This window comes from Kocuria tytonicola, from assembly GCF_003687455.1.
In the GTDB taxonomy this organism is placed as follows: domain Bacteria; phylum Actinomycetota; class Actinomycetes; order Actinomycetales; family Micrococcaceae; genus Kocuria; species Kocuria tytonicola.
Genome location: NZ_PHOA01000043.1, coordinates 1 through 18,310, shown reverse-complemented (window position 1 = coordinate 18,310; position 18,310 = coordinate 1). Strand labels below are relative to the sequence as shown.

Annotated in this window: 12 protein-coding genes and 3 pseudogenes; 7 read left to right on the top strand and 8 right to left on the bottom strand. The window is 71.0% G+C overall.

Features of this window, described 5'->3' with window-relative positions; all coding sequences use genetic code 11:
• The 3 genes from CWC38_RS06500 to ftsY form a co-directional block, all read right to left on the bottom strand.
• On the bottom strand, positions 1-336 hold a 336-nt coding region (locus CWC38_RS06500; RefSeq protein WP_133306234.1), incomplete at its 3' end, for a P-II family nitrogen regulator.
• Positions 333-1,649, bottom strand: coding sequence for an ammonium transporter (locus CWC38_RS06495; RefSeq protein ID WP_240625093.1), 1,317 nt, complete (start codon positions 1,647-1,649; stop codon positions 333-335). The genes CWC38_RS06500 and CWC38_RS06495, both read right to left, overlap by 4 nt.
• A gap of 270 nt (positions 1,650-1,919) precedes the next feature.
• Entirely contained in the window at positions 1,920-3,023 is a 1,104-nt protein-coding gene (gene ftsY / locus CWC38_RS06490; protein ID WP_121845995.1) for a signal recognition particle-docking protein FtsY, read from the bottom strand.
• A 46-nt stretch (positions 3,024-3,069) separates the two neighbouring features.
• Between ftsY and CWC38_RS06485 the strand changes: the two genes are divergently transcribed.
• Both CWC38_RS06485 and CWC38_RS06480 read left to right on the top strand, forming a co-directional pair.
• Positions 3,070-4,455 carry an MFS transporter gene (locus tag CWC38_RS06485; RefSeq protein WP_121845994.1) on the top strand — a complete coding sequence of 462 codons (1,386 nt, stop codon included), beginning with the start codon at positions 3,070-3,072 and terminating at the stop codon, positions 4,453-4,455.
• Positions 4,452-5,057: a hypothetical protein gene (locus CWC38_RS06480; RefSeq protein WP_121845993.1), complete on the top strand. Its 606-nt coding sequence runs from the start codon at positions 4,452-4,454 to the stop codon at positions 5,055-5,057. Before CWC38_RS06485 ends, CWC38_RS06480 begins: the two co-directional genes overlap by 4 nt.
• Before the next feature lie 52 nt (positions 5,058-5,109).
• Here CWC38_RS06480 and smc read toward each other — a convergent pair whose 3' ends face one another.
• The gene (gene smc / locus CWC38_RS06475; protein ID WP_121845992.1) at positions 5,110-8,751 is read right to left on the bottom strand and encodes a chromosome segregation protein SMC; all 3,642 of its coding nucleotides are present in this window, start codon (positions 8,749-8,751) and stop codon (positions 5,110-5,112) included.
• A gap of 314 nt (positions 8,752-9,065) precedes the next feature.
• Between smc and CWC38_RS06470 the strand changes: the two genes are divergently transcribed.
• From CWC38_RS06470 to CWC38_RS06460, 3 genes are all read left to right on the top strand, one after another.
• The gene (locus CWC38_RS06470) at positions 9,066-10,091 is read left to right on the top strand and encodes a 3-oxoacyl-ACP synthase III (RefSeq protein ID WP_121845991.1); all 1,026 of its coding nucleotides are present in this window, start codon (positions 9,066-9,068) and stop codon (positions 10,089-10,091) included.
• Positions 10,092-10,162: 71 nt separating this feature from the next.
• Positions 10,163-12,904: an alpha/beta fold hydrolase gene (locus CWC38_RS06465; protein ID WP_240625092.1), complete on the top strand. Its 2,742-nt coding sequence runs from the start codon at positions 10,163-10,165 to the stop codon at positions 12,902-12,904.
• Positions 12,901-14,235: an NAD-dependent epimerase/dehydratase family protein gene (locus CWC38_RS06460; RefSeq protein WP_439108833.1), complete on the top strand. Its 1,335-nt coding sequence runs from the start codon at positions 12,901-12,903 to the stop codon at positions 14,233-14,235. Before CWC38_RS06465 ends, CWC38_RS06460 begins: the two co-directional genes overlap by 4 nt.
• A gap of 147 nt (positions 14,236-14,382) precedes the next feature.
• Here the strand turns inward: CWC38_RS06460 and CWC38_RS12380 are convergent.
• Positions 14,383-14,556 (bottom strand): annotated as a pseudogene (locus CWC38_RS12380) (bifunctional DNA-formamidopyrimidine glycosylase/DNA-(apurinic or apyrimidinic site) lyase); the annotation flags it as partial.
• Positions 14,557-14,874: 318 nt separating this feature from the next.
• Complete coding sequence (locus tag CWC38_RS12705; RefSeq protein WP_240625091.1) at positions 14,875-15,273, bottom strand: hypothetical protein; 399 nt, start codon at positions 15,271-15,273, stop codon at positions 14,875-14,877.
• On the opposite strand from CWC38_RS12705, the pseudogene CWC38_RS06450 reads away from it, so the two are divergent.
• Positions 15,187-15,759: pseudogene (locus tag CWC38_RS06450) on the top strand (Abi family protein); the annotation flags it as partial. The gene CWC38_RS12705 and the pseudogene CWC38_RS06450 sit on opposite strands and share 87 nt — an antisense overlap.
• A 161-nt stretch (positions 15,760-15,920) precedes the next feature.
• On the top strand, positions 15,921-17,264 hold the full coding sequence (locus tag CWC38_RS12035) for a hypothetical protein (RefSeq protein ID WP_124106147.1): 1,344 nt from the start codon (positions 15,921-15,923) through the stop codon (positions 17,262-17,264).
• A 235-nt stretch (positions 17,265-17,499) separates the two neighbouring features.
• On the opposite strand, the gene CWC38_RS06445 is transcribed toward CWC38_RS12035, so the two are convergent.
• On the bottom strand, positions 17,500-18,132 hold the full coding sequence (locus CWC38_RS06445; protein ID WP_121845990.1) for a hypothetical protein: 633 nt from the start codon (positions 18,130-18,132) through the stop codon (positions 17,500-17,502).
• A gap of 52 nt (positions 18,133-18,184) precedes the next feature.
• Positions 18,185-18,310, bottom strand: a pseudogene (locus CWC38_RS06440) (IS481 family transposase); the annotation flags it as partial.

Below are 18,310 nucleotides of genomic sequence, written 5' to 3'. Positions count from 1 at the left end.
GAGGGCGACGTCGTCCCGCTCCCCCGTGCTGACCCGCACGGCGTGCTCCACGGGGGTGACCCACACCTTGCCGTCCCCGGGCTCCCCGGTGCGGGCGGCGGTGACGATCACGGTGACGAGCTCCTGGGCCTCGGCGTCCTCCACGACGGTCTCGATGCGCACCTTCTCCAGCAGGTCCACCGTGTACTCCGCGCCCCGGTACACCTCCCGGTGACCGCGCTGGCGGCCGTAGCCGTGCACGGACAGGACGGTCATCCCCTGCACGCCGTGGTTCTCCAGGGCGTCCTTGACGTCGCTGAACTTCTCGGGACGCACCACTGCGGTGACGAGTTTCACTGGTTGCTTCCTTCCGTGACGGGAACGGGGGCCTCGGCGGTGCCGGGCAGGGGGCGCGGCGGGGCGTGACCGGCGAAGTGGCCCGTGGCCTCGTCCTTGAGCGAGTACGCGGACTCGGCGTGCTGCGTGAGGTCCACGCCGATCACCTCGTCCCGCCAGGTGATCCGCAGGCCCATGGTGGCCTTGAGGACCAGCCCGATCACCAGGGTGAGGACCCCCGTGTAGAGGACCACGAACAGGGTGGCCGCGAGCTGGGTGCCCATGAGGGACCAGCCACCGCCGTAGAACAGACCCGCGCGCCCCTCGGAGGGGATGGCCAGGAAACCGAGTGCCACGGTGCCCACGATGCCCGAGACCAGGTGCACACCGCACACGTCCAACGAGTCGTCCAGCCGGATGCGGTACTTGAAGCCCACGGCGAGCGCCGAGCCGACCCCGGCCACCGCGGACAGGACGATCGCGCCCACGGGGGTGACGTTCGCGCACGCCGGGGTGATGGCCACGAGCCCGGCGACGACGCCGGAGGCCGCACCGAGCGACGTCGCGTGCCCGTCCCGGAGGCGCTCGGTGAGCAGCCACGCAAGCATGGCCGCGGCCGGGGCCACGAGGGTGTTCGTCCAGATCAGGGCGGCCTGCTCCACCGTGGTGGCCGCACCGGCGTTGAAGCCGAACCAGCCGAACCACAGGATGGCCGAGCCGAGCATCACCAGGGGCAGGTTGTGGGGGCGCTGGCCCGAGTCCCGGCCGAAGCCGCGGCGGGCCCCGATGAGCAGGATGAGCACGAGTGCCGCGACGCCGGCGTTGATGTGGACGGCCAGCCCGCCCGCGAAGTCGATGGGCTCCCCGAAGATCCGCCCCAGGGCGCCGTCCTCGGAGAACAGCCCGTCACCCCACACCATGTAGGCCAGGGGGAAGTAGACCAGCGTGACCCACACCAGGGTGAACACCACCCACGTGCCGAACCGGGTGCGGTCCGCGATCGCCCCGGAGATCAGTGCCACGGTGATGATGGCGAACGTGACCGAGAAGTCGGATGTCAGCAGGTCCTCGGTGCCCAGCAGACCGTGCAGCCCCAGGTGGGCGAAGGGGTTCGCGCTGAACCCGCCCAGCACGGGGTCGCCGCTGAGCATCGAGGCGCCCCACAGCACCCACACCACGCCCACCACGCCGAGGGCGGCAAAGCTCATCATCATCATGTTCAGCACGCCCTTGGCGCGGGTCATGCCCCCGTAGAACAGCGCGAGGCCGGGTGTCATGAAGAACACCAGCCCTGCCGCCACCACGGTCCACACGTGTCCGGCAGTCAGTTCCACCCGGATCACCTCGTCCCTGGTCTCTGGCGAGCACATCCTTTGCGCTCCGTGGTCCCAGTCAACGCACCCCTTGTTACCGGCAAGTTCCCGTGCGGGTAACGACTGTGTTTCAGCTCACGCCTCCATGTTGCGGGCGTGTTAACACCCGCCGGACCCGGGCCGCGTCCCGCCCGGAGGAGCCGGACCGCGTCCCACCCGCCGGAACGCGAACGGCGCCCGCCCCCGGGAACGGGAGCGGGCGCCGTCGGCGGCTCAGGGGGGGGGCGGGGCTCAGTCGATGATCGCGTCCACGAACTGCTCAGCGTTGAAGGGGGCGAGGTCGTCCGGGCCCTCCCCCAGGCCGATGAGCTTGACCGGCACGCCGAGCCCGCGCTGGATGGCGACCACGATGCCGCCCTTGGCGGTGCCGTCCAGCTTGGTGAGCACGATGCCCGTGATGTCCACGGCCTCCGCGAAGACCTTGGCCTGGGTCATGCCGTTCTGCCCGGTGGTGGCGTCGATGACGAGCAGCACCTCGTCCACGGCGGCGGCCTTCTCGATCACGCGCTTGACCTTGCCGAGCTGGTCCATGAGACCGGCCTTGTTCTGCAGCCGCCCGGCGGTGTCCACGAGGACCACGTCCGCCTCCTGCTGGATACCGGCCGTGACGGCGTCGTACGCCACCGAGGCGGGGTCCGCGCCCTCCTGCTCGGAGCGCACCGTGGGCACGCCCACCCGGGCGCCCCAGGTCTCGAGCTGGTCCGCGGCGGCCGCGCGGAACGTGTCCGCGGCCCCCAGCATGACGTCCTTGTCCTCGGCCACGAGCACGCGCGCGAGCTTGCCCACCGTGGTGGTCTTGCCCACGCCGTTCACACCCACCACGAGCACTACCGCGGGCTTGCCGGGCGCTGACTCCGTGCGCAGGGAGCGGTCCAGGGTGGGGTCCACGAGCGCGAGCATCTCCTCGCGCAGCAGTGACTTCAGCTCCGCTGGGTCCTTGGTGCCGTCCACCCGCACGCGCTTCTTGAGGTTCTCCACGAGCTCCAGGGAGGCGTCCGTGCCGAGGTCCGCCATCAGCAGCGTGTCCTCGATCTCGTCCCACGTGTCCTGGTCGATGCGCTCGCGGGACAGCAGCACGAGCAGGCCCTTGCCGAACACGTTGTTGGACTTCGCGAGGCGCCCGCGCAGCCGCGCGAGCCGACCGCGCGCGGACTCGGGCCGCTCCAGGGTGCTGACGGGACGGTCCTCGAGGGCGGTGTCCCCGTCCACCTCGGGAATGTCGTCGATGTCGCGGGTGCCCGCGTACCCACCCTTCGGCGCCCTGGGCTTGCGCAGCAGCACCACGCCGAGCACCACGAGCACTAGGACCGCCGCGGCGGCAATCAGTATCCACATCTGCGCAATAGTCTCCACCCGTCTAATCTCCCATAAACTGCCAGGCGTGTCCCGCCCCGAAACCCCCGACTCGCACGAGGCCTCCGCGGCCCCGGTCCCCGGTGCCGCCGATGCCACGCCGGGCACGGCGCAGACACCGCCCGACGACGCTCCCGCCGCTTCCGCCCGGCCCTCGGCCACCCGCTCCGACGACGCCGCTGCCGCACCGCCCGCGGCCACCGTCCCGGAACCCATCAAGGTCCTGATCGCCGCCGCGTTCGTGATCGCCCTGGGCTACGGCCTCGTGGCACCCGTGCTCCCCCAGTTCGCGGCGAGCTTCGGCGTGGGTGTGGCCGCGTCCTCCGCGGTGATCAGCGCGTTCGCCCTGTGCCGCCTGCTCTTCGCCCCCGCCAGCGGGGCCGTGGTCAACAGGTTCGGCGAGCGCCCCACGTACCTGGTGGGCCTGGTGGTGGTCGCGCTGTCCTCCGCGGCGACGGCCTTTGCGCAGAACTACTGGCAGCTGCTGGTCTTCCGGGGCCTCGGTGGCATCGGCTCCACGATGTTCACGGTCTCCGCCATGGGGCTGATCGTGCGGCTCGCACCGCGCACCATGCGCGGGCGGGTGTCCGGGTACTACGCCACGTCCTTCCTGCTGGGCGGCATCCTCGGACCCGTGCTCGGCGGGTTCCTGGCCGGACTGGGCATGCACGCCCCGTTCCTCATCTACGCGGGCGCCCTGTTCGTCGCCGTGCTCGTGGTCTGGGCGCGGCTCAAGGACGAGACGCTCGGGGCCAGGCGCGCCGGAGCCGCCCAGCCGCCCATGCGGGTCCGCGACGCGCTCGACGCCGGGGCGTACCGCGCCGCGCTGGCCTCCAGCTTCTCCACGGGGTGGACCGCCATGGGTGTGCGGGTGGCGCTCGTTCCGCTGCTGGCCGCCCAGGTGGTGGGTGAGGGGCCCGCCGTCGCCGGTCTCGCCCTCGCGCTGTTCGCGGTGGGCAACGCCGCCGCGCTCACGGTCACCGGGCGCCTGACGGACCGGATGGGCCGCAAGCCCCTGGTGCTCACGGGGCTGCTGGTGTGCGGGCTCGCGACCATCGGGGTGGGCTTCAGCACCTCCGTGGTGGCATTCGCGGTGCTGTCCCTGCTCTCGGGCGTCGGTTCCGGAACGCTGAACCCCGGTCAGCAGGCGGCAGTGGCGGACGTGATCGGCCCGGACCGCGCGGGCGGCAAGGTGCTCTCGCGCTACCAGATGTGCGCGGACGCCGGGCAGATCCTCGGTCCGGTCCTGGCCGGCGCCCTGGCCGACGCCGCCGGGTTCGGCTGGGCGTTCGGCGTCTCCGGGGCGCTCATGCTGCTGGCGGCCCTGGCCTGGCTGCCGGTGCGGGAGACGCTGCCGGAGGCCGCCCAGTCAGAGACGCGCCAGCCCCGTGCGGGCGGGACGGTCGGCAGATGACGGGGTCGGGGAAACGGTCCCCGCGCCGCCGTGCGCTGATCCGCTACCTCGTCCTGTTCGTGGTCACCCTGGTGCTAAATGGTGTCCTGAAGGAGCTGCGCAACCGAGGCATCCTCACCACCCCGATGCTCGTGGGGCTTTTTGCGGTAGTCCTGCCGGGGGTCTGGGCCCTCCTCCGCTACTGGTGGCTGCCCCGCGTCTCCCGGGCCCGCCCGCAGCATGACCGGATTGTCACGGAGGCCCGCTGGGCGTCTCCGCTGGCACCCGGGGCCGTGATCGAGCGGCTGCGCACGGAGTTCGTTGCTCCGGAGTTCCGGACGACCGCCACGGACTCGGCGCTCCACATTGCCACGGGCTCTGACGAGACCTTCCGGTGGCGGGGTGCGGGGTCGATGAAGGGCTGGGAGGCGTTGCCACTCGCCATGGACGTGGTGCTCACCGCCACATCGGCCGGGTGCGACATCGTGGCGCTGGCCCGGGACGACCTGGGGTGGTACGAGAAACCCCCGGAGTTCTTCGTGGAGAACGAAGTTCTGCGTCGCGGCGCGGCCCTCATCCGCCGCGCACGGGCCGCCACCGAGAACCCGGCCGCCCACGGCTGACGCGGTCCGAGCGGGGAGGCGGTCGAGCGCCGTCGTCGCCCGCCGCGCACACCTACCGCAGCTGCGACAGCTGCTGGCCCACCACCAGGCTCACTCCGTCCCCGCGCATGGACACCCCGTAGAGGGCATCCGCGATCTCCATGGTGCGCTTCTGGTGGGTCACGATGATCAGCTGCGAGCTCTCCTGCAGCTGCTCGAAGATCGTGAGCAGGCGGCCCAGGTTGCGGTCGTCCAGGGCGGCCTCCACCTCGTCCATCACGTAGAACGGGGACGGGCGGGCCTTGAAGATGGCCACGAGCAGGGCCAGGGCGGTCAGTGAGCGCTCACCGCCGGAGAGCAGGGAGAGCCGTTTGATCTTCTTGCCCGCGGGGCGCGCCTCCACCTCCACGCCGGAGTTGAGCATGTCGTCCGGATCGGTCAGGCGCAGGCGCCCCTCACCCCCGGGGAACAGGGTGGCGAACACGGAGACGAACTGCTCGGCGGTGTCCCGGTAGGCCTGGGAGAAGACCTCCTCCACGTGCTGGTCCACCTGGCGGATGATGTTGCGCAGGTCCGTGCGCGAGTTCTTGACGTCCTCCAGCTGGGTCACCAGGAACTTGTGCCGCTCCTCCAGCGCCGCGAACTCCTCGAGCGCCAGCGGGTTGACCTTCCCGAGGGCCTTGAGCTGCTTCTGGGCCCGCTGCAGCCGGGTCTGCTGCTCCTCGCGCCGGAACGGGGTGCCGGGATCGGTCATGCTCGGCAGGGCGAGCTGCACGGAGCCGCCGGACTCCTCCGCGGTCTGGGCCGCCTCGATCGCGGCGTCCGCGTCCGGGACGGGCAGGTGCGGCCCGTAGTGCTCCACCAGGAAGTCCGGGGTCATCCCGAGCTCCTCGAGCGCCGTGGCCTCCAGCCCCTCCAGCCGTGCGCGGCGCTGCGTGAGCTCCAGCTCCGCGCGGTGCAGCCGCTCGGTGAGCTCACTCAGCTCGCGGGTGGTCCCGTCCCGCTCGGTGCGCAGCCGGTGCGCGGCCTCGTCGAGTCCCGCGCGCTCGGTCTCGACGGCGTCCCGCTGGGCGGCGGCCTGCCGGGCCGACTCCTCCGCGCTCACCCGCAGGTGCTCGGCCGCAGTGCCCACGGCCCGGGCCACGGCGGCCTGCACGCGGCGTCGTTCCGCGCGCCGGGCCGCCTCCGCCTGCGCGGCCCGCTCGGAGCGGGCGGCGCGCAGCTGGCCCTCCGCCCGGGAGAGCGCGTGGCGGTGCTGCTCCTCCAGGCCGCGCAGGGCCAACCGGGCCTCGGTCTCCGCCTCGCGGGCGGTCTTCGCCGCGGCATCCGCCCGGTCCTTCGCGCCGGCGGCGGTGATCTGCTCCCGCTCGAGCTCCGCCTCGTCCCCGTGCTCCGCGGACTCCGCGCGCTCCAGGGCCTCCCGCAGCTCCTCCTGCCGCCGGGCCATGCGCTGCTCCGCGGTGCCCAGCACCTCCCGCCGCCGGGCGAGCTCGGAGTCCGCCGACGACGCCGTGGCCTCCGCCCTGCTCAGCGCCGCACCGGCCGCGGCGGCCGCCTGCTGGTCCTTCTGGGCCTGCTGGGAGGCTTCCCGCTGGGCACGGGCGGCCTCGGCGCGCGCCATCTCGGCCCGCTCGGCCTCTGCGGTCGCCTTGTCCGCCGCGGCGCGCAACCCGTCGAGACGCGCTTCCTCTGCCTCGATGCGCGCGAGGATCTCCAGGTTGCCCGCCGCCTCGGTGGCCCCGCCCTGCGCGGTGCGGGTCCCGTGGACGTCGCCGTCGCGGGTGACCGCGCGCAGCAGGGACGCCTCTTCACCGGCCGCCGCGGCGGCGTCGAGCACGGCGAGCGCTTCCGCGGGCCCGGGGACCAGGACGGTACGGGCGAGTTCCGCGCGCACGCTGCGCAGGACGACGTCGCCGTCCCCGGCTCCCGGAGCGGGCGACAGCACGGACGCGGCCGGGACGCAGCCCTCCGGGAGGGAGAGGTTCAGGGGTGCGGAGGGGGCCGGTGCGGTTCCGGTGAGGACGAGGTGGACCCGGCCCGACCCGGCCTCGCGCAGCGCGGCGAAGACGGTGGCGGCGTTCGCCGCGGACCCCACGGCGAGCGCCTCGGACCACGCGCCGAGGGCCGCGGTGACCGCCCGCTCCCACCCCGGGGCCACGCGCACCGCGTCCGGCACGCTGCCGAGCACCGCGGTGGCATCCGCCACCGCGGCGGAACCGTCCGGCTGGCGCACGGACTGGCGCAGTGTGTCCAGCCGCACCTGGGCGGCGTGCAGCTCGCTCGCCGCGGTCTGACGGGCGGACTCGGCGGCGCGGGCCGCCGCGCGTGCGGTCTCCGCGTGCTCCTCGGCCTCCCGGGCGCGCGTGGCGGAGCGCTCGACCGCCCCGGCGCTCGTCTCCGCGGCGTCGCGCAGGGAGGAGGTGTCCAGGGTGGCCTGCTCCGCGCGGGAGGCGACGTCCGCGATCTCCGCGCGGACGCGCTCCACGTCCGACTCGGCGGCGCTGAGGGCCGAGCGGGCGGAGGTCACGGCCGCGGCGAGCCGCGCCTGCCCCGCCCGGCGGTCCGCGCTGCGCTGCACGAGCTCCGCGGTCCGGCGCTCGGCCCCCCGTGCGGTCTCCTCCGCCGCCTGTCGTGCCGTCTGCGCCTCGTTGAGCGTCTGCTGCGCCCGGGCGACGCGCTCGGCGAGCCGCTCGGCCTCCTCCCGGCTGCGCTGCGCCTGCTCCTCCAGCGCCTGCGCGTCCCGGCCCGGCGCTTCGGGCGCCTGCTCGCTGCCCAGCAGCCGACGCCGCTCCCCCGCCAGCGCGGACAGCGCCCGGAAGCGGTCCCGCACGGTGCTCAGCTCGTACCAGCTCGTGCGGGCGGCGTTCAGCGCCGGGGCCGTCCGCGCGGCGTCGGCCTCCGTGCGGGCGAGCCGCTCGTCGAGGCGCGCCACGGCCTGCTCCAGCTCGTCCTTGCGGCGCCGCGTCTCGTCGCTTGCGCCCCGGTCCGCGTCCATGCCCGCCCGGGCCGCCACGAGGTCGTCCGCGAGCAGCCGGGCGCGGGCGTCCCGCACGTCGTACTGGATGCGCTGCGCCTTGCGGGCGGTGCGGGCCTGGCGGCCCAGCGGGGTGAGCTGACGCTCGATCTCCCCCGTGAGGTCCTCCAGCCGGTCCAGGTTCTGCTGCACCGACTCCAGCTTGCGCAGCGTCTTCTCCTTGCGGCGGCGGTGCTTGAGGATGCCCGAGGCCTCCTCGATGAACCCGCGGCGCTCCTCCGCAGTGGCCTGCAGGATCCGGTCCAGCTGACCCTGGCCCACGATCACGTGCATCTCGCGGCCCAGGCCCGAGTCCGAGAGCAGCTCCTGGATGTCCAGCAACCGGCACGAGCGGCCGTTGATCGCGTACTCGGAGCCGCCCGAGCGGAACAGGGTGCGGGAGATGGTGACCTCGGTGTACTCGATCGGCAGGGCGCCGTCGGCGTTGTCGATGGTCAGGGACACGTGCGCGCGGCCCAGTGCGGCGCGGCCGGACGTGCCCGCGAAGATGACGTCCTCCATCTTCCCGCCGCGCAGGGACTTGGCCCCCTGCTCGCCCATCACCCAGGCCAGGGCGTCCACCACGTTGGACTTGCCGGAGCCGTTGGGACCCACCACCGCGGTGACGCCGGGCTCGAAGTGGAACGTGGTGGCCGAGGCGAAGGACTTGAAACCACGCACGGTGAGGGTCTTCAGGTGCACGCGGGGGATCTCCTGGGTCTGGCGGTCCGGACGTCCGGACGGTGAGGGCGTTCGACCCTGCCGAGGGGCCGTCTCCGGGGGTGGGGTCCGAGTCTACCCGCGGGGTGTTTCCGCACCTCGCAGAAGCACCCCGGGCACGGGGTCGCGCGGCGTACCGGCAGCGCGGGAGGAGCACCGCGCTCGCCCCGGGAGAGCTGTCAGAATGGGCCGCTAGACTGGACCGGTCCATCCCGCATCTTCACCCGGACGCCGAGGTCCATCACCGACGATCGACTCCTCGACGGCACGGGTGGCGTCTGATCGAAAGCGCCACATTGACCGGAAACTCCACCATCAGAAACCGCAACGCCGCCGTCCTGTCGGTCACCAAGACGGAAGCGGACGTGGTCATCCCGTCCACCCGGTTCGATGAGGAGTTGGCCCACACGTTCAAGCGGCTGCGAATGCCCAAGGGCCTGCTGGAGCGGCTCGCGGGCATCAAGGAGCGCCGCGGCTGGGCCCCGGGCCGCCACTTCACGGACGGCGCCACGGAGGCCGGCCAGGCGGCGCTGGAGCAGTCGGGGATCCGTCCGGAACAGATCGGGCTGTTCATCAACGCCTCCGTCACGCGCGACAACTACGAGCCCGCGGTGGCCGTGGGCATCCACGAGCGCCTGGGCCTGCCCAGCTCCGCCCTGAACTTCGACATGACCAACGCGTGCCTGGGCTTCGTCAACGCCCTGACCGTGGCCTCGTCCATGATCGACGCCGGTGCCATCGAGTACGCGCTCGTGGTCGCGGGCGAGGACCCCTCGCCGTGGCACCGGGCGGCCATCGAGCGGCTGCGCGAGGACGACATCACCCGCGAGCAGGTGGTCCAGGAGTTCGCCACGCTCACCCTGGGCTGCGGCGCAGCCGCCGCCGTGGTGGGTCCCGCGGACCGCCACCCGGACGGCCACCGCATCGTGGGCTCCGTGACCCGCGCGGGCACCGAGTTCAGCCGCCTGTGCATCGGCGGCGGGGACGGCATGTTCACGGACGCCACCGGTCTGCTCAACCACGGCGTGGGGCTCGTGGTGGAGGCCTGGCTCGATGCTGAGGCGGACGGCTGGGACTGGCGGGACATGGACTCCTACGTGACGCACCAGGTCTCCAACTCCCACACCAACAAGCTCATCGAGGACATGGGGATCGACGGCTCCAAGGTGCCCCTCACGTTCCCGTACTGGGGCAACGTGGCGGCCGCCGCCCTGCCCATGACCCTGGCCCTGGAGGCCGAGCGGCTCGAGCCCGGTGCCCGCGTGCTGTGCCTCGGCGTGGGCTCCGGGCTGAACACCACCCTCATGGAGATCGCCTGGTGAGCACGCCCCACCCCGGTGACCCGCAGCGCGGGACGCCCCCGCACGCCGCCCAGAACCGCGAAGGAGCACCCGTGACCGCCAGCACCTCCCCCCAGCGCAGCGGCACCGACCGCCTGCCGTTCACGGACACCCCGCTGCCGGGCGTGGACCCGGCGTGGTCCACCGTGCTCACGGTGGCCTCCACCGCTCCCGTGGAGCCGGTGGCCGGGCGCAGGCGGCGCTGGCACGTGCTGGACAACGGGGACGCGATCGCCGCGAGCGGGCGCACCCCGCAGGGCATCGTGCTGGCCGTGCACGGCAACCCCACGTGGTCCTACCTCTGGCGGGACGTGCTGCGGGCCGCGCAGGAGGCCGAGCGGCCCTGGCGCGTGGTGGCCGTGGACCAGCTGGACATGGGCTTCTCCGAGCGCACCGGGCTGTTCCGCCGCCTCACGGACCGCGTGCAGGACCTCGGCGACCTGACCGCGGCGCTGGGCATCGACACCGCGGGCCTGCCCGTGGTGACCCTGGCCCACGACTGGGGCGGGCTGATCTCCCAGGGCTGGGCCCAGGAGCACCCCGCGATCCACGCGGCCACCGTGCTCACCAACACCGCCATGCACCACGACAACGCCGAGCCCATTCCCTCCGCGCTGCGGCTCGCGCTGAACCGGGCCGTGCACGCCCCGCTCACCTCGGGCTCCACCGCGTTCCTGGACACCACGCTCGCCCTGTGCGACCCTGCACCGTCCAAGGCCGTGAAGCGCGCGTACAAGGCGCCCTACACCTCCCGCGAGCGCCGCGAGGGCGTCGAGCACTTCGTCGCGGACATCCCCGCACCCGAGGAGCACCCCTCGCACGCCGCGTACGAGCGGATCGCCGGGCGCATGAGTGCCCGTGAGGTCCCCACGCTGCTGCTGTGGGGCACGGGCGACCCCGTGTTCCAGCAGCGCTACCTGGACGACCTCCTGCGCCGTGCACCCCACGCGGACGTGCACCGCTTCGAGGGAGCCAGGCACCTGCTGCCCGAGGCCCGGGACATCGCCACCCCGCTGCTCACGTGGCTGGACGAGCACGTCGGGGACGCGGAGCCCGTCGTGGCCTCCCACCGGGAGCAGCGTGCCCGCGGCCGCGGGGAGTTCGTCCCGTTCTTCGCGGAGCTGGACGCCCGCCGCCGCGACGACTCCCCCGCCGTGGTGGACATGGGCCCCGTGGCGCAGACCGTGGACGGCTCCGCACCGTCCCTGAACGTGGAGCGCAGCGTGAGCTGGCGGCAGCTGTCCGCGGACGTGGACCGGCTGGCCGTGGCCCTGCTGCGCACCGGCGTGCGCCCGGGGGACCGCGTGAACCTCATGGTCCCCCCGGGCTCCCTGCTCACCACCCTGATCTACGCGTGCCTGCGCATCGGAGCCGTGATCGTGGTGGCGGACCAGGGGCTCGGGCGCAAGGGCCTCACCCGTGCACTGCGCGGCTCCTCCCCCCGCTGGTTCATCGGCATCCGCAAGGCGCTGGTGGGCGCCCGTGCCCTGGGCTGGCCCGGCACGCGGATCGCCGCGGACGCCATGGACCCGGTGTCCAAGAAGCTGCTGGGCGTGTCCCACACCGTGGCCGAGCTGATGGACTCCGTGACCACGGTGGCCCCCGCCGAGATCCCCGCCGTGGACCCGGACGCCGAGGCCGCCGTGCTGTTCACCTCCGGCTCCACCGGGCCGGCCAAGGGCGTGGTGTACACGCACCGCCAGATGGCGGGCATGCGGGACACCATCCGTGACACCTACGGGTTGCGCGCGGGAACCGGTCTCGTGGCGGGCTTCGCGCCCTTCGCGCTGCTGGGACCGGCCCTGGGTGCCGCCTCGGTGACCCCGGACATGGACGTCACGAGCCCCAAGACGCTCACCGCACGCGCCCTCGCGGAGGCCACCATGGCCATCCGGGCGAGCGCCGTGTTCGCGTCCCCCGCCGCCATCGCCAACGTGCTGGCCACCGCGACGGAGCTCTCCCCCGCCGAACGGGACGCGCTGGCCCGGGTGGACCTCATGCTCTCCGCGGGCGCTCCCATCCCGGAGGAGCTGCTCGCCCGGCTCCAGGAGCTCATGCCCGCCGCCGAGCTGCACACGCCCTACGGCATGACGGAGGCCCTGCCCCTCACGGACGTGAGCCTGGACGTCATCCGCGCCGCGCGCGAGGACGCCCAGCGCGGCGTCGAGGGCGCGGGGCGCGGCGTGTGCGTGGGCACCCCCGTGGAGGGTGCCCAGCTGGGCGTGCTGCCGCTGCGCGCGGACGGCACCGTGTCCTCCGAGATCGTGAGCACCCCGGGTGTCACCGGCGAGATCGTGGCCCGCGCCCCGCACGCGAAGGACCACTACGACCGGCTGTGGATCACCGAACGGGCCTCGGACCTCACCCCGGGTTGGCACCGCACCGGGGACGTCGGGCACTTCGACGCCCGGGAGCGGCTCTGGTACGAGGGCCGGCTCGCGCACGTGATCACCATGCCCTCGGGCCCCGTGTCCTCGGTGGCCGCGGAGCACGCCGCGCAGACCGTGCCCGGCGTGGGTCGGGTGGCCGTGGTGGGTGTGGGCCCCACGGGCTCGCAGTCCGCCGTGGCCGTGATCGAGACCGTGCCCGCCGCCTCGAAGCCCGCCCTCGCGGACGCCGAGCTGAGCGAGCGCATCCGCGCCACCGTGGACTTCGCCACCGGCGTGCCGGTCAGCGCGGTCCTGGTGATTCCCGAGCAGCCCACGGACATCCGCCACAATTCCAAGATCGACCGAGCCGTGTTGAGTGACTGGGCCGAGCGCGCCCTGGCCACCGGAAAGCTGAGTGCACTGTGAGCGAGCAGAACACCTCCCCCTCCCGCCCCGGCGCCGGACGCCACCGCGCGCCCGAGCAGCACGGCGACGCCGCGGCGTCGCGCCCCGAGCACGACGCCGGGGTTCCCGGTGCCGCACGGATCGCGGACCCGGAGCGCGGGGGTGCCACGGCGACGGAGGGCGTGCTCGACGGCGCGGGCCGCACCGTGCTGGTGACGGGCGCGTCCGGGATGCTCGGCGGCGACGTCGCCCGCGTCCTGCTCGCGCGCAACTGGCGTGTGCGCGTGTTCCAGCGCGGCCACGCGGCGGTGGCCGAGCGCAAGGGTGTGGACGAGGTGCTGGGCTCCATCACCGACCCCGAGGACGTGGCCCGTGCCCTGGACGGCGTGGACGACGTGGTGCACCTGGCCGCGAAGGTCTCTTTCACGGGCGACTGGGACGAGTTCGTGCGCGTGAACGTCACGGGCACCCGCGTGCTGCTGTGCCAGGCGCAGAACGCCGGGGTGAAGAACGTGGTGTTCGTGTCCTCCCCGTCCGTGGCGCACGCGGGTGTGTCGATCGAGGGCGCGGGCGCCGAACCGGCGAACCCGGAGACCGCGCGCGGCAACTACGCCCGTTCCAAGGCCGCCGCCGAGCTGCTCGCCCTGAGCATGGACGGCCAGCGGGACCTCAAGGTCGCGGCGGTGCGCCCGCACATCGTGTGGGGCCCGGGTGACACGCAGCTCGTGGAGCGCGTGGCGGACCGTGCGGCCGCGGGGCGGATGCCCAACCTGGACCACGGCGCGGCGATGATCGACACCACCTACATCGACAACGCGTCCGAGGGCATCGTGCGCGCGCTCGAGCGGATCGACGTGGTGCACGGGCGCGCCCTGGTGCTCACCAACGGCGAGCCGCGGCCGGTGGGCGAGCTGATCGCCCGGATGTGCCGCGCCACCGGGTCCGAGGCCCCCACCCGCTCGATCCCCGGCGGCGTGGCCCGGTTGGCCGGCAAGGTCATCGAGACCGTGTGGCCGCACCTGCCCGCGAAACTGCGCCAGGGTGACGGCGAGCCGCCCATGACCGAGTTCCTCGCGGAGCAGCTGTCCACGGCGCACTGGTTCGACCAGCGCGAGACCCGTGAGCTGCTGGACTGGACCCCGTCCGTGAGCCTGGACGAGGGCTTCTCCCGGCTCGCGGCGTACTACCAGGACCACCCGCGCCCGCACCAGCGCACCGGCTCGGTCTCCCTGGACCGCGTGGAGGACGTCGCGGACGAGCAGCGCGCCCGCGCGGAGCCCTCCTCCGTGGCGTCGGACAGCGAGAACAGCAACCTCTCCACGGACCTGCAGAGCGTGCGCTCGGTCGAGTGACGTTGTCCCCTCTGAGTGCCACGGTGCCCGCGCCCGCACGGTCGCGGGCACCGCTCGTTCCGAAAACCCGTCAGCTTCGACGCCGACGGGTGAAGGACGGCCTTACGGGGCAGGGACCGCCCACCCCCTATGGCACACCGCGGGGGGTTACGCTCTGAACCGCCTGGGCCGCCTCTGGCACCGCGAGCACCGATACGAAGACCGATTGGCGAACTGCTCGCGCACGATGACACAGTCCTCCCCGGCCGCCGCGCAGCGCGGGCAAGGCTCCCCCGCCCGCCCGTACGCATTAAGGGAGCGCGAGAAGTACCCCGACTCGCCACCATTAACACGTTTATGTACAGCGCATTGCATCCCCAGTCGACTCGTCATCAAATCGGCATTCGACTCGTGCTCAGGTCCCCGGTGCATCGGAACGCCCCAGATCTGGCGACCGTTCACAAACTAATGAGCCTCGCATCCGCTGCGTGCCAGCCTTGCACCAAAATGGTCAACCCGTTGCCGCAAGGCGCGGGCTAATTTACTTTCCCCGGGGGCATGGCCGAGTACGCGAAGCCGTGGCTGTCCGTCCACGAACAGATCGATCGACTGACGAGGCACGGAATCGAGATCGGAGACCGCACCCGAGCCGCGTCGGTCCTACAGGCGGTCGGCTACTACCACCTCGCTGGGTACCTCTAACCGTTCCGTGAGTCCGAGGATGACATCGACGACGAAGGCCGCGTGCGGATCCGTGTGCTCAGCGGCTACAGAGCCGGCTTGAGGTTGCAACATGCCGAGGACCTCATCGACTTCGACCGGCGTCTGCGCTTGCTCGTGATGGACGGCATCGAGCGTATCGAAGTGGCTGTATGAATGCGGATCGGGTACGTGCTCGGCTGAAGGTCCCTCTTCGCCTACGAGGACCCGGTCTGTTTCACTGAACCCTTCACCGCCAAGAGCACCGACGCTCGGCATCCCGCGCCGAGCAAGCACTTGCAATGGCTTCGGCGCGTCAACGAGAGGAAGACCCGCTTGGACGAGCAGTTCGTCGAGCACTTCCGGGAGGCGTACGACGATCGGATGTCGGTCCGGGCGCTCACTGGATCCCTCGAGCTGGGCCACCTCTCAATCCTCTATCGGGGGATGAGCCAACAAGATGCCGAGGAGATCGCCCTGGCGTTCGGAGTCCCGACCAAGCGCATTATGAGCAGCTGGTTGGCCAGCCTGAACTGCGTTCGCAACGACGCGGAGAACCATTCCCGGCTGTTCAACATGAAGCTCCAGCACGCGCCAACCCGGCCACAGGCGGGGCTGATTCCCGTCCTCGACCACTTGAAGGACGATGAGACGGCCAAGGGTGTCTTCGGCACCTACAACGCGCTCGCCGTCATTATGTATCTCCTGCCGGCCATGGACCCCTACTCTGACTGGGCGCAACAACTCGCCGCGCTGCTGCGGAGGTTCCCGACATCGCATGCCCTGGCGGTCGATTCGATTGGCGTGCCACGCGATGGGGAGACGTTCGATCCCTGGCGAGGCTGACGCCTGCAACCGGCTCGGACCGAACTCGCAATCTGGGAGCTGATGCGCGGACGCTCCGTCCGCAAACCCTGCCCTTGAGAGTCGTCGCACCTGGCAGTCTCTTCAAGGACGTTGCCCCAGGGATCTCCTACTTGTCGGAGGGTGCTGGTAGGCAAGACGGCATGGACTCCGAACCGGAACATCGCAAGGCACCCAACTCCCAGAAGCCCCTCGTCGGCGGCCATCCAGAGGACCACACAACCGGCAAGAAGGTACACGCGACGCACCGTACCCGTCAGGTGAAGATTCGCGGTCTCATCGTGGACCCCCGTGGCGCAGAGGAACCAGTCGAGGTCTGTGTGAACGACCAGGCCGACTGGGAGTTGATATATAAAAACCCTGAAGTCCACGTGAAATGCATCGTCTCTTCGTGCGACACGCTGCTCATGGCGAAGCGGATGAGCGCAAGCGGTCTTCGCTTCCTCGCCATCCGTTCCGGAGGTTGCGACCATAACCAGGTTGAGATGCCAGTCAGCCCTGGCGAGATAGAACAAGACCCCGCCACGCTCGACGGAGGAGGCGGGCCAGAGGGAGTCGAGCACCTGTGGATCAAGGGCCGCCTGTACAGGATCGCGAAAACGCTGGGGGCAATGGCCGTGGTCGAGCACTCCCCCACCCACGGCGATGTCTTCCTGCCGGAGCACGACCTCGTCCTTGAGTATCAGCGATGGAACACAGACTTCGCCAACCGAACGCTACAGCGCACAACGGCCGGTGCAGCAAAGACGATTTGGCTGTTCCCGACAGAACTTCCCGAGCGCGCCCCCAAGTCTCTGAGTGCAGCCATCCGCAAGGAGGTCTTTCAGAACGGCGGCATCTACGTCTCGGTCCTCAATCCGAACGACAACTACGCACCTCAGCGACCCTGGGAAGATCCCTCGCAAGAGGGTAATGCTCTCCTCTTCGCGCGGGGATCGATCGCGGAGTTCGATCCTGACCGCCAAGCGCTGATCTACAAGTCCCGTTCGTTGGCGGCGATCCTCGCCGAAATCCTCAGCGGCGAGCGAGTGCTGCAGCAGGCCCCCGTTTGGAAGAAGAGATTTCGACGTCTGGAGATGGCGCGAGTCTGGGTTTTGCGAAGCGACCTTGAGTTGTCAAACGCGGCCCAGTCGAGACGACGTTCCGTCTCACCGCCAGCATCAAGCAATCACACACCATCGGATCATCCCGAGGAACCACGCCCTGAACAGGCGGTCCGTCCTGCCGCCGAACTGGCTACGGGACTGGACACCCCTCAATGGCGCTCTGACGCGGCACCTTCAGCGGCTGCGTCCGACCGCTCCCCTCTCACCGAAGATCAGGCAAGGGCGGACGCCGAACCGATCGTTGAGCAGGACACTGTTCCCACCGTCGAGGCCGTTGCACCGATATCCCCGAATACAGACGATCAAGATGTGACGACCGAACTGTCAGCGCCTGCCAGGAGCTTGTGGAAGAGGTTTACGGACTGGCTCCGCCGACCATGATTGGGCACACCTCGCACCCGCCGCTAAGAGCGCCGGCTCATCGCAGCACACCCCAGACTCCACAGCGGATCACTCGCGCAAAGACCATCGTGACCGTGACTCAATCGGAGCTTGCAGCACCCCAGCCTCGACAACCCGCAATGCGACCGGTCGTCCAATAATCGCCGCGCGAACCGTTCATCAGCTCCGGACGGGTCAAACCTGCTTTTGGCCCCCGCCTAAGACAATTCGTCATTCAACTACCGGGCCCTACGACGTAGGCGTTACGGAGCCATGTGCGCATCTGTATCTCGAGGTCTTCCTGGAGTGCGTCCTGAAACGGACCAGACAAGAGGGGCCACAAACAGTGTCGGATGACGTCGGGGTGTCGGTCCGGGTCCGGGCATGTGATCGCGCCGATCAATCGTAGGTGCTTGAACACGGACTCTTCGCCGATCGCCTTCGCCGCAGCGATGACGGCCATGACAGCCTTCTTGATCAGCGACTCTAAGAACGAGTACTCGACGAGTTCGAACGCCGCGACGACGCGGTACTTGTATTGGTAGATGTCGCGTGCATGAGTGTCGTCTGTCCGATCGAATGAGATGTCTTCGCGTAGCCTCATCAAGACTGCACCAACTAGGTAGTCGACGGACGAGGTGATGAAGCTGGAGGCTTCGTCGTAGAGTCGACAGATCGTCGCCATGACCACGCACCACAAGTGACGGTTGCTTCGGCGGTCGGGCCCTCCGCCGTCGAGGTGACGTTGGAAGTCCGCACCAACTTCATCGGATATCTGCTGCGCCAAAGCGGCGATAACGTCAATCTCCGTATCATCTCGCGCCTGCCCAATGAGGGTGATGACCAGTTCGCTGACGATGCCCGTCACCGCCGGCTGGCGGTCAGCAACATTGTCTTGGATAGTCGCCGTCTGCGCCGCCCTAGGTGTAAGAGGGCATGACGTTGTTGACTCGGGCGGGGGTGCGTGAGGCCGGGGGCTGATCACCGCAGGCGGTGTGAGGTCGATGGTAGTTGAAGTGGTTCACCCACACTCCGATCGCCTCCCG